The following is a 15,276-nucleotide window of genomic DNA, read 5'->3' as shown; positions in this document are numbered from 1 at the left end:
TTGCAGATTCATTACAATGGCTTCTCGGGAGAGCTACACCGCCATGTACGGCAGCAAGGGTTTCCTCTTCTGGATCTGTGCGATGGTACTCGCATCGAGCCTCGCAGCCGGGGGCGTCGCCTTCGTTGCCGGAGCCAACGCCGCAGTGAACGACGCCGAATTCGAGGTGACGGACGCGACGCTCTCCGAATCGACGATCATCGAGGGAGAGTCGGTAACCGTGAGTGCGACGGTCGAGAACGTCGGTGATCGGGCAGGGACGTTTACAGCCGAACTCCAGATTGACGGGGATGTAGTGGAGAGAGAGGACGTCACCGTCGGGCCAGGCGAGAGTAAAGAGGTTACGTTCAGCTGGACTGCCAACGAGGCAGACGACTACGAGATCGCCGTCAGCGGCGAGTCAGCCGGGACACTCGTCGTGCTCGAACCGGCCGACATCGAAGTGGACGACGTGGAGTTGTCGGAAGACGAGATACTCGAGGGGGAAACCGTCGAGGTAACGGTCGAACTCGAGAACGACGGCGAGGCGGAAGGCAGCTTCACAGCCGAGCTCCAGATAGATGGGGAGACTGTCGACGAGAAAGAGGTCACAGTCGCACCCGACACAACTGAAGCTGTTACGTTCACTCGACAGTTCGACGAACCGGGAGCATACGAGATTGCCGTCAGCGGGGAATCCGGGGACACGCTCGAAGTCAAGGCCGCGACTGCAGAGTTCGAGGTGGACGACGTGGAGTTGTCTGCTGATGAAATATTTGAAGGGGAGACCGTTGAGGTAACCGCCGAGATAGCGAACGACGGCGAGGCGGAAGGCAGCTTCACTGCCGAACTCCAGATCGATGGCGAGATGGAAGATACTGCGGACGTCACCGTCGACGGTGGTGGTGTCGAAACGGTTTCCTTTAGTCAGCAATTCGATGAGGCAGGCGAATACGCGATTGCCGTCAGCGGGCAGTCTGCAGGCCAACTCACGGTGCAGCCGGAACCTGAACCCGACCTTTCCGTGACTCGGGCGACGCTCTCGGAATCGACGATCACCGAGGGCGAATCGGTAACCGTGAGTGCGACGGTCGAAAACGACGGCGACGCTCCCGGCTCTCTCGAACTGGAACTATTCGTCAACGAGACCGTCGAGGACGACGCGAACGTGTCAGTCAACCCCGGCGAAGAAGAGATTGTCACGTTCGACTTCCTCCCGGAGGAGGCCGGAGAGTACGCCATCACAGTGAACGACGAACACGCAGGCACCCTTTCCGTCAAGACGCCGGCGGATCTGGAGCTGACGGACGCGAACGTGGACACTGACGCGATTCTGGTGGGTAGCTCGACCGAGGTGACAGCCGAGATCGCAAACCACGGCGACCGGGACGGTGACATGGTCGTCGACCTCGAGGTCGACGGAAACATCAGTAAATCCCGAACAGTCACAGTCACCGGGGGCGCCTCGAAGACCGTTTCGTTTCTCGAACAGTTTGACGACCCCGGCGAGTATGACGTCTCGGTAAACAGCGTCAACGCCGGAACTGTCACGGTGGAAACGCCGGCGAACCTGACCGTCACGAACGCGAGTCTCGAACCCCATGCCGTCGTCGAAGGCGAGTCGGTAACCGTGAGTGCGACGGTCGAGAACGACGGGGATCGGGAGGGTGATCTCCGCGCAGAACTGGTGGTCGACGGGGAGATCGAGAACAGCACGACCGTCTCTCTCGGAGGACACGAAACAGAAACGATCACCTTCACGTACACGCCCGGGGACGCAGACGAGGACGGACACGAGATCGCGGTGAACGACGCCTCGGCTGGATTCCTCGACGTGCTCGAACCCGCCGATATTTCGGTCGTCAACGCGTCACTCGACTCCGAGTCGATCGAGGAAGGCGAATCGGTCCAGGTCACTGCCGACATCGAGAACGTCGGAGAGGTAGCGGGGACGACGACAGTGCGGCTCCAGGTGGACGACGAGACTGTCGAGAGTTCGAACGTCACTGTCGACTCTAACGCGACCGAAACGGAGACGTTCACCCGAACGTTCGACGAACCGGGTGAATACAATCTCTCGGTCGAAAGCATTGACGTCGGTGTGGTGACCGTCGAGGAGTCGAGTTCTGGATCGCCGTCGGGCCCGGTATCTACCACCCCGATAACCACTCCGGATCCGCCGTCCGACGATCCCCAGGGGGACGAACCGGGTCCCTCCGACGATCCCCAGGGGGACGAACCGGAGTCCTCCGAACCGACGGACGAAGGTGACGAGGAGCCGATCGATGTCGAGCCGACGATCAATCGGACCGAGACGAGCGACGCAGTCACGGTCCGGATCGAAAACGCGACCGACGACAGCGTCGTTGTCCCGGTCGACCTGGCCGGACCGGAGACGGTGCAGCCGTCGCTGTCGCTGTCCTCCCTCGAAATCGATCCTGCCGGCGATCGGGAAGCGTTCGCGGTGACTGTGTCACAGCCAGTGGTCGATCCTGGTGACCGGCCTGCAGTCCCCCGCGGCGATGTTCTCGCGTACGTCGATCTCGACACGGATCTCGACGCGAACGCAACCACCGACGCGACGCTGCGGTTCGAACTGGATCGGACTGCGATCCCGGACGGACTCACCCCCGAGAACGTCGCGGTACTGCGCTACGCCGACGGGGAGTGGACAGCCGATGGGGTCGCACACGACGTCGTGGAGTCCGGGAACACCGAGGATGTCCACCGCGTGAGACTCCCCGAACTGTCTCCCGTCACCGTTGTCGCGCTCGAACCCGGGACCGTCGAGGTCCTCGACGCGGACGTTCCGGCCGACTGGGTTCGGGCCGGTCACGAAACCGAACTGCATGTGACAGCCCGGAACCCGGGTGATCTACCGGCCACGCGTACCCTCGTTCTCGAAGCGGACGGCAACCCCGTCGAAGAATGGGACGTGTCGCTCGACGCCGGTGAGACCACGACCGTCGAATTCACGTTTACACCGACTCGCGGCGGAACGCTCACGCTGGAGGGAACCGACGCCGGCACGCTCGCTGTCGGAGACGGGGACGATGAGGTCGCTGCCGACCGAGACGCAACCTCCACCGATATCCCCGGATTCGGTCCAATCGTGGCTGTCTTTGCACTCCTGATCGCGGCGCTCGCCGTCCACGTTCGGCGGTCGCACTGATCCGGTTCGACCCAGGATTGACGAACTAGTTTATCGGGGCGTCGGTCGGCGGGCCGTTGCGGTCATCTTGCTTTCCGACACGGACCAGCGTCTCGGGGGTCGGATCGGAGACACGGTCGTCGTCTCGACCTGAGCGGAACCTGGAGTGCCCGGCGTTATCGCGTCGGCTCGACGAGGAACCGCTCGAGAACCTCGCCGTCCGGCGTCACCAGCCGGCCCGAAAGCCCGTTACAGGTCACCTCGAGTTCGGCGTGGGCCGCCCGGTTCCCCCGCGGCTGGGCGTGGCTCCCGGGATTTAACAGATACACCGGCCCGCCGGCGTCGAACGTCGGCCGGTGAGTGTGCCCGAAGACGACGACGTCGGCGTCGCGTTCCCGCCCGAACAGCGCGAGTGCAGTCTCGCCTCCCCGACGGGTGTGGGTGACTGCAAACCGGATCCCGGCGTACTCGACTGTCCGTTCGGCCGGCAGGCGTTCCCTGATCGCGGCGTCGTCGGTGTTGCCGTACACCCCCCGGAGGTCGGTCGCCTCGCGCTCGAACGCGTCCAGCACCGGCCCCCGGTTGAAGTCCCCGGCGTGGATCACGAGTTCCGCCTCCCGGACCGCCGCAAGCGTCCGGTCACGGAGCCCGTGCCCGTCCGTCCTGTGGGTGTCGGAGAGGATCGTCAACATCGGTCTTGTCTCGGCTCCCTTTACTTACCGCTCATCGTCTGCGTGCAGTGCCAGCGACGCCAGCAGCGACTCCAGCTGGACCTTCTCGTTCGCCCCTTCGGCGATGCGATAGTCCGTCTCGCCGATGCGTTCCATCAGCCGAACGGTCTCGCGATCAGAGAGGTCGAACTCCCAGACCGACCGGTGGAGCTGATCGATCACGTCGCCGCCGGCCATCCCGGTCTCGGTGAGCAGCGTGTCCAGGGTCGCCCGGGCTTTCGTGAAGTCGCCGGCCAGCGCGTCGGTCACCATCGACTCGATCACTTCGGGTCGGGCGGTAGCGGTGATCGCGTACACCGCCTGCTCGTCGACGACGTCGCCGGTGGTGGCGGCCGCCTGCAGGGAGTTTATGGCCCGTCGCATGTCGCCGTCTGCGGCGTACACCAGGGCGTCGACCCCGTCGGCTGTGATCTCGATCTCTTCGGCGTCGGCAATCTCTCTCACCTGCGCCGCGATCGCCTCGTCCGAGAGGGGCGAAAAGCGGAACACCGCACACCGCGACTGGATCGGGTCGATGATCTTCGAGGAGTAGTTACACGAGAGAATGAATCGGGTGTTGTCCGAGAACTGCTCCATCGTCCGGCGGAGCGCTGACTGGGCGTCCGAGGTATTGTGGGTCAACACTCCGTTAGCCAGCATGAAGTTCGGTGTCCTCTCCATACTGATGTTGTAGGCTTTTCCACGGTGGCTGTATTCGATCCGACTGACACCTACTGTTTGAACTCCCCGTAGACCACCATCGGTGACGAGCGTTGGCTCGAATTCTTCTCGCTCGTAGTGTTCGTGGTGGGGAAGATCGCCATCGCCCACAACGACGAACGTGTATTCGTCACCGTATGTTTCTAGGAACTCTTCTACTTTCTCCGTCTGCCCCCATAGTGCGGCAACTCCTTTGACCTCGATTACCGTATCGTCGATCAAGAAGTCCGGATGATAGACCGACTCGGACAGTTCGAACGCCGGTTCGTACTCGTATTCGATACCAGCGTCCTGTAACGCTTTCCCCACTTCGTACTCCCAGTCGGACCGGACCAAGTGACCGAGTTCCTCACTGTGTCTGATGTTGCCTCCTGTCGGCTCGTGGCCCTTCAGCGCTTCCGAAACCTTCTGTGCAATCTCGGGATCGCGCATTGGATTGTTGTCACCGCTGATGTCACAGACGGGATAGTCACAATTTTCGACGCTCTTTTGAATGACTGCCTCCCTTTCGTCGTCATCGAGATTTTCCCACCATTCGGCCGAGGCCTCCCCGATATTTTCTTTTACTTTATCGGGATCGGCGTCAACGACCCATTCCTCCCACGGGGTTCCGGATCGCATTTCGCTGATCGTTTCGCGGAATCGTTCGACCGTCTCCTCGTCCATATCGAGGACGTGGACACCGTGGAATTCTCCTCCGTAGTTCGGATTGTTTTCGCCTGCAAACCGACCGTCTGATAACTTCTCGACGATTATTTTTCGACGTTCGTCCGACCAGGTTGTCCCATACATGGGATTCTTCTCTCCACTCATCTCGCGACTGTGCCCCTCGTTCTTGCAGTCGAGGGAACAGAACCGGCCTGCAGTCCAGGTTCCGCAGACGTCACACCGTGACACGCCGATGTCGTCTTTGAAATCCGCGATCTCGTCACCTGGTGACAACTCACGTAATTCTTTTTCGACCAGCCTTCCGTCCTCGTCGACCACGAAGAACGGATGGCTCAAACTCGCAAGTATCGTCCGCCCATCCTCCAGTTCGATTTCGAAGAAATCTGCGACACCGGAATCTACGAGTTTACCTTTGTCAGATTGTATCTCGTTCGTCTCGAAATCGACGGACGGAATCGGCTCGCTGTCGACACTCACCTCTTCTATCGGCTTTACTTCTGGGCTCGACGGATAGCCGGTTAATACTTCAGTGCCTGGCGGTACGCACAACGAGTCTGCCTCGTCGAGGAATATCAGTCTGTGGTCGTATCCACCGAACGACGAGCGCGCGAAGTTCTTGATCCGATCCCGGACTACGTCGATGCCGCGCTCGTCGGAGGCGTTGAGTTCGAGGAAGTTCCCCCGCCAGTCGTCACCGTAGATTTCGCGGGCTATTGAAGTGGCTGCTGTCGTGTTGTGCACGACGGTCGGTACGTCGCCGGCGACGTAATTTCGCGTCGCTGGGACGGTGAGGTCGTAGACTCGCTCTTCTGCCTCCACTCGTTCGACCGAGTCGATCCGGTCGTAGTACAGTTCCGCGTTCCCGATCCGTGCCGACCGGTCGATCAGTTCGATCGTTTCCAGCGAGATGCGGTCGGCGGCGATTTCCCGGAGCCGTTCGGCCACCGTTTCGAACCGCGTCAGCGACTCGATCTGGTGATCCTCCGAACGGAGCAGGTTCGTGAGCTCGGACGCCCCGAACGGCAGCCCGTCGGCAATTTCGCCGTACTCGGCGCCGATCAGATCGACGCATTCCCGAAGCTCCGCCTGGACGTGATCCAATTTGGCGCCCTCCACCGATCGATCGATTTCCGCAAGCACCGCAAGCGAACGACTCGCGTACGGCGTCCGGCGTCCGTCCGCGTATTCGAGGAGACGATCCTGACGCACACCGACGGCCTCGGAGAGTTCGTTTCTCACGTCGATCGGTTCGAGTTCCGATCGGGCGTCGATCCACCTCGCCGGAACCCCTGCGGTCGCGGCGAGTTCGGGCTCGAGGTCGTCGAGCCGTTCCAGGGCCCGCTGGACGTTCTCCACACGGGTTGTGGCCTCGTCGACCACGTCGTCGAGCACCTCACAGTATCGTTCCCGTCCGGGCGAGTCGGGATTCAGCGTCTTCGGCAAGTGGTCAGTCACCGGGATGTCCAATCGACGGCAGAGTTCACGAAGAACGGTCTGTGCAGGGATGGTGTCGTAGTTCGGATTCGACTTCTTTTCCGCATGCTCGGCCAGCCGCGCCGCCTTCTCTTCGACCGTGAAGCCGACGCGATCGCGGAACGTCGATAGCGCCGACGCTCCCGAGATATACAGCGTGTGGTACGTCCGTTCGTCTCCGGACCCGTTCGTCGCGGATTTCCGCACCCGCTTTCGCCGCGACGGGATTCCGAACGTCGAGAGCAGATACGACACGAGGGTGATATGTTCAGGGATACGCTGTGTGAGTTCGATTCCGCCCTGTTTGTCGACGTGTGCCTCGGCGTCGAACATCGCTCGCAGGAACGCGGCCCGAGAGGCGTCGTCCGCCGCGAGGATCGCCGAGCCGATTCCGGAGTCGCCGGCGGCTCGCGCGAAGACGTCGAAGGTCGATTCGAGGAAGTGGGTGAGCGTGCGGGAGCCGATCCGGACGTACGGCACCCCCTTCTGGACGCCCCGCGTCGTCTCCACCTCGAAGAGGTCCCGCGCAGTGGCCTCGAACGCGGACAGCAGTTCCTCGTCCGTGTTGTAGAACTTGATCTTCCCACCGTCGATATTCGCCTCGCTGATGGCGAGAGCGACGAAACGTGCAAGTTCTGGTGTGATTTCGGTCGGCGGGACGATCGGTCGGGAGCGGTGACCGCGGACGTTGACGTACTCGATCTGCTCGACTGCCGGCAGCCACTCGCCGGAATCGACGTCTGCGGCGTGAAGCTCCGCGAGTGACACCGTCTCGGGAAAGTCGTACCGATCCGCATCCGAGGCGGAAAGTGTGACTTCGATCCGATCCAGGTCCATCTCCTCGTGCCACTGGATCTCCCCGTCACCCTCGGGCGTCGGCAGCGACAGTGGGCGGGCAATCCTGTCGTCCGGCGACAGTTCGGCGGCCGGAACCCACTCGAACCCGTGGTGGTTCAGGACGCGAAATCGGTGCTCGGGCGTCACGCGGAACTCGCCGCCGTCGCGCGTCCGGACCCGGACGAGTTCGTCGACGTCCTGCGCGAACACGTGTGAGGGTTCGACGTACTCGAACTCGTTGCGGTCGGTCATTGTCGCGACTGTCGTGCCCTCGTCGGGTTCGTCGAAGCCGTCACCTCCGTCGTCTACGTCGCCGACGACGTCCTCGATACGTCGAACGCCATCTCCAGTCACCACCGGCGTCTCGCCGGTAACACACTTCCCGACGCCCGCAGGACCTGAAAAAAGCATGTGCGGTACGTCGTCCTCCTCGATATAGCTCTTTAGCCGCTCGACAATCTCTTCCTGACCGTGAATCTCCGACAGCGTCTGTGGCCGGTACTTCTCGATCCAGATCTCCCGGCCCGGCGCGGCCTCGCCCTCGCTCATACTCGATGGTAGTCCGGCGGTCACATAAACGAACCGAGACGGGGCCAAAGGATCGAGGAACCCGGGTTCCGTCCGCTTCGAGTCGTCCCCGGGTCGTCCGCGAGTCGACGCGATCGAATGCGTCCGAATCCTCTCTTTTCTCACCGCCTGGCCTCCAAGTTCACACCGCCTCCCACCGCACACCGCCTCCCCTCACACCTCCCCAACCGATTCGCTCGCTGCGCTCGCTCATCCCTCGCGCGCTGGCTGGCGGGACACGAACGTCCCGCCAGCGCGCGCCATTTATAAGGTCTATCGGTCGCAGTTAGTGGCCCCTTATGTACCAATTGAGTCGTCAGTCATTCGGGAAAAACGTCAGGGTGACGTCACTCGCGCACCCGATCGACCACCTCGCCGGCGACCCGATCCAGCACTGCCCCCTGCCGCTTCCGCTCGATGAAGGCTTTCCGCGTCCGGTCGGCCGCCTCCGGGTCGACCTGGAACTCGACGTCCTGATACTCGACCGTTCGGAGCAGCAGCGGCTCCGGCGGCGCCGGGCCGATCCCGTCGGGCCCCGAGAGCGATTCGCTCCCCAGCACCCGGTCGATCCGTTCGAACGACGACGCCCCCGTCGCGACTGACCGAACGAGTGTGGCCAGCCGGCGCACGAACTCGCGGGGAAACCCGCCGGCCGTCGCGTCGATGAGAAAAAACCGGCCCGCACGAGTGCCGGACAGCCGGAGGTCGCGCTCGGTCCCGTCGTCGTCGGGCGTGAGATTGCAAAAATCGTGCCGGCCCGTGAGCCGGGAGAGCGCTCGCCGGGCGCGGCCGTCGTCGAAGCCGGTCGTGTCCGGGTCGATCGCGTCCGGGTCGATCGCGTCGGCTCCCCCGGTCGGCGCGTACAGGAAGTACCGGTACGACCGCGAGTTGGCGTCGTGGGTGGCGTGAAAGTCGTCGCCGACGTCGGCGGCCGCCCAGGCCCGGACGCTCCCCGGGAGTTCGCTGTTGAGCGCCCGTGGAGTCAGCCAGCCCGGGGCCTCGAAGGCGACGGTCTGTGCGACGGCGGAGACGCCGGCGTCCGTCCTTCCCGCGGCCGCGTATCCGGGCGGCTTGTCGGCGTCGGCGGCGAGGACGGACAACGCCCGGAGGGCGTCGAAGAGGACGTCCTCGACAGTGGGGACGTTCGGCTGGCGCTGGAATCCGTGAAACGGTCGGCCGTCGTAGGCGATCCGGAACGCGCGCATTGGTGACTGGTACCCCTCGCGGGTCGCCGTCTACTCGTAGTCCTCGTAGGTCGGTCGCCCGGATTCGGGCGGGAAGTCGTCGAGGGGAACCTGCGTCTGGTCGCCGCGTTCCATGTCCTTGATCGTCACCGCGTCGTCCGCGAGGTCCTGCTCGCCGACGATGACGACCGTCTCGGCGTTGATGGAGTCGGCGTACTCCAGTTGCGCGCCGAAACTCCGCCCCGCGACGTCGGTCTCGACGACGTGACCCAGCGACCGGAGCTCGCGGGTGATCTGGGCCGCCTCGGATTGGGTGTCGCCCACCTGGAGGACGTAGTAGTCCGTCGAAGGAGCCTCTTCGGGCCAGACACCGGCGCGCTCACACAGCAGCTGCAGGGGGGCGTGTCCCGGCGCCACGCCCACCGCCGGCGTGGGCTGGCCGCCGAACGACTCGATGAGATCGTCGTATCGGCCGCCGCCGAACACCGCCCGAGAGATGTCGCCCGTCGAGTCGAAACACTCGAAGACGACGCCGGTGTAGTAGTCCAGTCCACGGGCGGTCGTAAGCGAGATTTCACAGTACTCCCGGGCGCCGAGGTCCTCGACCGCCGCGAGTACGTCCTGCAGATTCTCCACCGCCGCCGCCACTTTCTCGCCGCCGGCCGCGGCGACCGCATCGAGGTCCCCGTCGGCGATCAGATCGTCGAACTCGCGGGCGGTCGACTCGGCGAGTCCGGCGTCGACGAGGAGGCCGAGATACTCCGCCTGCTCGACTTTCGCGCGCTTGTCGACCGCGCGGATCGCCGCCCGGGTGTCGACGCCGTCCGGATCCGCGGCCAGTTCGCGAACCAGCCCACCGAGGATGTCCCGGTGGGAGACGCGGAACTCGAAATCCTCGCCGGTCAGGCCGAGCGCGGTCAAGGCGTCGGCGGCGTACGCGAGGATCTCTGCGTCCGCCCGGGGATCCGAGGAGCCGAAGATGTCCACGTTGGTCTGGTAGAACTCCCGGAACCGGCCCTGCTGGACCTGCTCGTACCGCCAGAACGGCCGCGTGGAGAACCACTTGATCGGCTTGGACAGCTCCTGTCCCTTCGCGACGACCATGCGGGCGACCGTCGGCGTCAGTTCGGGCGTGAGCGCCACGTCGCGGCCGCCCTTGTCCTCGAACGCGTACAGTTCCTCGACGATCTCCTCGCCGGACTTGTCGACGTACATCTGGGTTCGCTCGAGGGCGGGCGTTCCAACCTCGCGGAAACCGTACTGCCTTGCCTCCTCCTCGAGCGTGTCGAACACCTCCCGCCGAGCGCCCATCTCGTCGGGATAGAAGTCGCGAAAGCCTTTCAGGCGGTCGTACATGCACCGGGGTTCGTGGGTCGGCGGCTTGAAACCTGCTTTCCTCGGTCGCCGGCACCGAGACCGGGTGCTCTCTTTGCCCGGCGGGGTCTCACTCCCGGAAGCCGTGCACGTACGTCTGGTCGTGATCCGGGAACACTTCGGCGACGGCATCGGCGCCGTGCTCCTCGGCGAGCAACCGTCGGAGCTCGCCCTCGTAGTCGGCTTTCGGGACGTCCTCGCTGGGGCCTGTCTGGACGTCGAACGTCGCCTCGACCAAGCGGTCGACCGCGTGCCGACCGAACCCCGAGAGGGGCGCGATGTAGTCGACGTCGTGACGATCCTCGAGCGACTGGGCCTGTGCACGCGATACTGTCGGCACCCGGTCATCCCGACGGGTGCCGTCGGCGACGGCGTCGACGTCGCGCTCGGCGACAGCCTCCAGCGCCCGTTCGTGGACGTACTGGATCCCACGACGGGGATAGCCGTCCTCGCGCATCCGAGCGATGGCCTCCTCGGCCACTTCCGTCTCGAGGACGATCGTCTCGAACGGGAAGCCAATCGCCTCGGCGGCGGTTTCGGCGTGCTGCCAGTCGTCGGTGACGTCGAAGTGGGCCGTGACCAGCTGCACGTCGTAAAACGAATCCACGAGGAGCGCGGCGAGCGAGGAGTCCTTCCCGCCGCTGTACAGGAGTGCGAGATCCATCGGCTACCGGCGTCGGATGTCGAAGCTCTTCGAGTCGGGCTGCAGTTCCTTCAGCAGGTCCCGCATCTGGTCTTCGTCGATGCGGTCCTGGAGCCGGCCGCTTTGCGCCAGCGCGACCACCTGCTGTTTCACCTGTTTCGCGAACTGCGGCTTCGACATCTCCACGGCGTTGAGCCGCTGTCGAGCCCCGTCAGTGAGGTACTGCCGGAGCACTGCTTCCTGCTGGGCGTCTGCACGTTCCTGTGCTGCGTCCTGGGCCTCGGCGGCGTCGCCCTCCTGGGCGCGATCCTGGAGCTCCTGGAGCTTCTCTTCTCGAAGCTCTTCGAGCCGTTCGTCGTCGGGGTTGCCACTCATACCTATTCGTTCCGTTGCCGGCAGGAAAACGATTTCGGACCCGAATCCGGTGGAACCGGCCGTCCGGCGAGGTTCACCGATCGGTCAGGCGTAGCGTTCGAGGTCCGGCCGGTCGAGCGATTCGAAGACGTCCGCGGCGGCGTCGTCGAGGAACGCCCGCCCTTCGTCGGTGATGCGTCGTCCCTCGCCCTGTGCGGTCTCGACGAGGTCTTCCTCCTCGAGCGTCTGGAGCGCCGCCCGGATGAGCTTCCGGGAGCCGCCGGCGTGGCTGCCGGGCGCGACGCTGTATCGGTTCGATCCGCGCTTTTTCCCGCCGTACTCGGTGGCGAGCCGCTCGACGCCGATCGGGCCGTTCATCGCGACCTTCCGGAGCAGGCTGGCCGTCCGGACGTACCAGAAGTCGTCCTGTTCGGGGGGAAGTTCGTTGTGAGCACCGCCCTTGACGAGGCCGGCCCACGCCGGCTCCTCGATCCGATCTGCGAGCCGGTCGGCGACCTCCTCGATGAGGTCCTCCGCCGGGACGTCGTAGAGAGTTACCATGGGAATCCGTTCTGCCGGGCGCTGTTTAAGGGTTACGAGACGGAAGCGGCACACTCCCGACGAACGGCCGTGTGAGGCAGTGACGCGGCGGTCGTCGGCGCAGACAGTGGATCGAACGTAGCTTGATGGTTCCGCACGTTCAAGCGTCGTCCATGGCCACGCTTTCGGAGGGTGGTATCCTCCTGGTTCCGATATCGAACCCCGACACGCGAGACAGGCTCATGGACACGGCGATCGATATCGCCCGAGAGCGCTCGATGCGGATCGTGGTGCTTCACGTCGTCGAGGTGCCGGCACAGATTCCGTTGTCCGAGGGCAGTGCGGTGCTCTCGGAAGACGACGCGGAGCGGCAACTGCTCTCCTCCGCCGCTGAACAGGCGAGGGAGGCAGGCGTCGAGGTCGACACCAGGCTCCGGTACGCCCGGGACGTCGCGACCGGCATCGTCGGCGCGGTCGAGGAGTACGGCGCCGACGGACTGTTCGCCGGCTGGCACGGCCGTCCACGGCGACGGGACATCGTGCTCGGGAGCTTCCTGGACCGACTCCTCGCGGAGGCGGCCTGCGACGTGTTCGTCAAACGGATCCGTGCCCCGTCGGCGGAGATCGAATCGGTCCTCGTCCCGGCGGCCGGCGGTCCACACGGGGAACTCGCGGTCGAACTGGCCGGGGCGATCGCAACACAGCACGGCGCGAGAGTCCATCTGCTGCACGTCAACTCCCCCGACGCATCGGACCCGGACCGCGAGGAGACGACAGCGCTGTTTGCCGACTACGAGTCGCTGCTCGAACCGTTCGGCGTCGAAGTGACGACCGCGATCGTCGAACACGACCACGTCGCCGGTGCGATCACCGACGAGACGCAACATCACGATCTCACAGTTCTCGGTGCGAGTCAGGAGCCGTTCATCAAGCGCAAGCTGGTCGGATCGGTCGCGGAAGGTGTCGGACGGACCGCCGAAAGCTCGGTGATCATGGTCCGTGGAGGGCCTCGAGAGGAGAGCTGATCCGGAATCCAGGGGGCTAGTCCGTCACCGATGGTCGACGTCCCGCCGGGAGATCCGGAGGGTGAACCCGTCCGGAGAGACAGAGAGTTTCACGTCGTCGACGAGACGCTCGTATTCGGAGGTGTGATTGCCCGAGGTGGAGAGTCGAACGCCCTGAGACACGATCCCGGCGTCGGCCAGCAGTTCGAGTTTCCGGTAGGCCGTCGACAGCGGGAGGTCACACACCTCGGCGATCTCGCGGGCCGAAAGCGACTCCTCGTCGATCGCGTCGAGGATCGCGAGACAGTCGGGATCGTCGAGCGGCTCCAGCACGCGCTGGATGACCTCGTCGTCCTGGAACGTCTCATGGCGGGGATCCTCCCGAGACCCTTGTCGGAAGCGCTGCGGTGACGTCGGATCCATACCCGTGTTTAGTATCCGAAACGGCAGGTAGCTCAAGCCACGCTATCCGGGGAGGTTCAAGTACCGTCCTCGAAGACGTCCGCGAGGAGTTTCGTCTGGGCGGCCACGAGATGCTCCGAGAACGTCGACTGGTTTATCCCGAGTTCCGCGGCGAGTTCTGTCGCGTTCGTACTCCGTGGGCGGTCGAAGTAGCCCTTCTCGTAGGCGATCCGGAGTACCTCGAGCTGTCGGTCGGTGAGCTTGCCGCGGTCGACGAAGACGGTGTCGCTTTTCTCGTCCCCGGACGGTGACCGGACCAGTCGCCGGATGTCCGTTCCGGGAAACCGCTCGCGGAGCTCCCCGATAACTGCCTGGAGCTGTTCGTAGTCGGCAGCGTGGAATACGATCTCGAGTGTTCCGCGGCGGGCTACGTATCGGTGTGGGGGACAGCCGAACTCTCCGAGACATTCACAGGGACAGCCGACGGTTCCGTCGTGGACGAGCCGATAGAGATGTTTGTCACCGTAGGAAAACACCAGCTCTGCGGGGAGATCCTCCGGAGGTGACGCCGTGTCGACGACGAACTCCGTGACGCTTCCGGTGACGCGGTTCGGATTTCCGGTAACGGGGTTCGAATCGTCGTCTCCGGGGTCGGTGTCGGAGCCGGAGGTGGTATCGGGCACCGAGGAGGTGTCGGAGCTGGAACAGGAGGCGACGCTCGCGGAGACGTTGTCGATTACCGTGTCCGTGATAGCCGAGATCCGCGAGATCGGACAGACGTCGGGGGTGGAGAACACGACGGTTGCGCGGATTCCGGAAGACATCAGAACGGTACTGGCTTGGACACAGGCGTATTTGAGCTTGGGGGTCCGAGCCGGGTTCTCTCCGGGTTGCTCACTCGCCGACCGGATCGTCTTCGCGCTCCTCCAGGTCGATCCGTCGACCGCCGATCGATTCGATGTCGAGCTGGTACAGCTGGATGTCCAGCTCGCGTTTCGACTTCCCCCAGATCTCGAACAGCGGTCGCTTGGCGCCGCCGTACTGGACGACGTGTTCGACGCTCATTTCGTCGGGGTCGATGCGCTCGAGGGTGCCGTCGGCGACGACGCTTCGGTACGTCGGTTCGAGTTCCTCGTAGACGACTATCCGAGCGCGCGGCGACGAAGTGAGGAACGCCCGTTTTTCGCTTTCCGGAGTCGAGACGAGACGGAAGTAAAACCGGTTCGAGTCGGGGTCGTATCCGTACGATATCGGGATCGCGTACGGCTCGTCCGCGTTCGCCAGCGACAGCACGGCTGTCTCGTGGCGACCGAGCAGCTCCTCGATCTCGTCGGGAGCCATCTCCGTCTGTTGATCCAAAGCCATCGTGTGTTACCTACACGTACGGCTGCACCGACTAATCACTGTTGTGAAGTGGCTTTGTCCTGCCTGTTGTGCTTGTACCCGCCCCCGACAGCGCGGATGCCGGGTACCGTCACGCGGTTTCGAACGCGTCCCTGGTGACGCTCGAACCGCAGATCACACATCCGTGGCTCAAAACTGCTTCCAGCATCCGCTCGTCGAGAGAGATCGATTCCGCACACGCCGGACAGACGAACACGTAGTCGTCCGTTTCGGCCGTCCCGTCGATCCCGTGGCTCATCACGATTGATGCTATAGTATAAATTTA

At 63.9% G+C, this 15,276-nt stretch carries 12 protein-coding genes and 5 pseudogenes; 2 read left to right on the top strand and 15 right to left on the bottom strand.

What is annotated here, in order from left to right:
• Window positions 1-16: 16 nt before the first annotated feature.
• Window positions 17-3,151, top strand: coding sequence for a CARDB domain-containing protein (locus tag RH858_RS09840; RefSeq protein ID WP_310561717.1), 3,135 nt, complete (start codon window positions 17-19; stop codon window positions 3,149-3,151).
• 155 nt (window positions 3,152-3,306) lie between these two features.
• On the opposite strand, the gene RH858_RS09835 is transcribed toward RH858_RS09840, so the two are convergent.
• The 11 genes and pseudogenes from RH858_RS09835 to RH858_RS09785 form a co-directional block, all read right to left on the bottom strand.
• Window positions 3,307-3,822: a metallophosphoesterase gene (locus tag RH858_RS09835; protein WP_259535057.1), complete on the bottom strand. Its 516-nt coding sequence runs from the start codon at window positions 3,820-3,822 to the stop codon at window positions 3,307-3,309.
• Between the two features lie 24 nt (window positions 3,823-3,846).
• Window positions 3,847-4,464: pseudogene (locus RH858_RS09830) on the bottom strand (replication factor C small subunit); the annotation flags it as partial.
• Window positions 4,465-4,474: 10 nt separating this feature from the next.
• Window positions 4,475-5,706 (bottom strand): annotated as a pseudogene (locus RH858_RS09825) (NUMOD3 domain-containing DNA-binding protein); the annotation flags it as partial.
• Window positions 5,707-5,778: 72 nt separating this feature from the next.
• Window positions 5,779-5,961 (bottom strand): annotated as a pseudogene (gene rfc / locus RH858_RS09820) (replication factor C small subunit); the annotation flags it as partial.
• Between the two features lie 4 nt (window positions 5,962-5,965).
• Window positions 5,966-7,905, bottom strand: a pseudogene (locus RH858_RS09815) (LAGLIDADG family homing endonuclease); the annotation flags it as partial.
• 12 nt (window positions 7,906-7,917) lie between these two features.
• Window positions 7,918-8,088, bottom strand: a pseudogene (rfc, locus tag RH858_RS09810) (replication factor C small subunit); the annotation flags it as partial.
• Between the two features lie 365 nt (window positions 8,089-8,453).
• Complete coding sequence (gene truA / locus RH858_RS09805; RefSeq protein WP_310561716.1) at window positions 8,454-9,311, bottom strand: tRNA pseudouridine(38-40) synthase TruA; 858 nt, start codon at window positions 9,309-9,311, stop codon at window positions 8,454-8,456.
• A gap of 30 nt (window positions 9,312-9,341) precedes the next feature.
• Window positions 9,342-10,646 carry a histidine--tRNA ligase gene (gene hisS / locus RH858_RS09800; protein ID WP_259535061.1) on the bottom strand — a complete coding sequence of 435 codons (1,305 nt, stop codon included), beginning with the start codon at window positions 10,644-10,646 and terminating at the stop codon, window positions 9,342-9,344.
• 88 nt (window positions 10,647-10,734) lie between these two features.
• Window positions 10,735-11,328 (bottom strand): alpha hydrolase, encoded by a 594-nt coding sequence (locus RH858_RS09795; RefSeq protein ID WP_259535063.1) that lies wholly within the window; start codon window positions 11,326-11,328, stop codon window positions 10,735-10,737.
• A gap of 3 nt (window positions 11,329-11,331) precedes the next feature.
• Window positions 11,332-11,682 (bottom strand): DNA-binding protein, encoded by a 351-nt coding sequence (locus RH858_RS09790; protein WP_259535064.1) that lies wholly within the window; start codon window positions 11,680-11,682, stop codon window positions 11,332-11,334.
• An 84-nt stretch (window positions 11,683-11,766) separates the two neighbouring features.
• Window positions 11,767-12,222 (bottom strand): 30S ribosomal protein S19e, encoded by a 456-nt coding sequence (locus RH858_RS09785; protein WP_259535065.1) that lies wholly within the window; start codon window positions 12,220-12,222, stop codon window positions 11,767-11,769.
• Between the two features lie 152 nt (window positions 12,223-12,374).
• Between RH858_RS09785 and RH858_RS09780 the strand changes: the two genes are divergently transcribed.
• Window positions 12,375-13,226 (top strand): universal stress protein, encoded by an 852-nt coding sequence (locus RH858_RS09780; protein WP_259535066.1) that lies wholly within the window; start codon window positions 12,375-12,377, stop codon window positions 13,224-13,226.
• A 24-nt stretch (window positions 13,227-13,250) separates the two neighbouring features.
• Here the strand turns inward: RH858_RS09780 and RH858_RS09775 are convergent, their stop codons facing one another.
• The 4 genes from RH858_RS09775 to RH858_RS09760 form a co-directional block, all read right to left on the bottom strand.
• Window positions 13,251-13,628, bottom strand: a complete 378-nt coding sequence (locus RH858_RS09775; protein ID WP_259535067.1) for a helix-turn-helix domain-containing protein — start codon at window positions 13,626-13,628, stop codon at window positions 13,251-13,253.
• A gap of 56 nt (window positions 13,629-13,684) precedes the next feature.
• Window positions 13,685-14,431 (bottom strand): helix-turn-helix domain-containing protein, encoded by a 747-nt coding sequence (locus RH858_RS09770; protein ID WP_259535068.1) that lies wholly within the window; start codon window positions 14,429-14,431, stop codon window positions 13,685-13,687.
• A 70-nt stretch (window positions 14,432-14,501) separates the two neighbouring features.
• Complete coding sequence (locus tag RH858_RS09765; RefSeq protein WP_259535069.1) at window positions 14,502-14,972, bottom strand: pyridoxamine 5'-phosphate oxidase family protein; 471 nt, start codon at window positions 14,970-14,972, stop codon at window positions 14,502-14,504.
• Between the two features lie 109 nt (window positions 14,973-15,081).
• Window positions 15,082-15,249 carry a hypothetical protein gene (locus RH858_RS09760; RefSeq protein ID WP_259535070.1) on the bottom strand — a complete coding sequence of 56 codons (168 nt, stop codon included), beginning with the start codon at window positions 15,247-15,249 and terminating at the stop codon, window positions 15,082-15,084.
• Between the last annotated feature and the right edge of the window lie 27 nt (window positions 15,250-15,276).

Source organism: Halalkaliarchaeum sp. AArc-GB, from assembly GCF_031432225.1.
Taxonomy (GTDB): Archaea; Halobacteriota; Halobacteria; order Halobacteriales; family Haloferacaceae; genus Halalkaliarchaeum.
The sequence above is the reverse complement of the archived record's forward strand: the minus strand, read 5'-3'. Positions and strand labels throughout refer to the sequence as shown.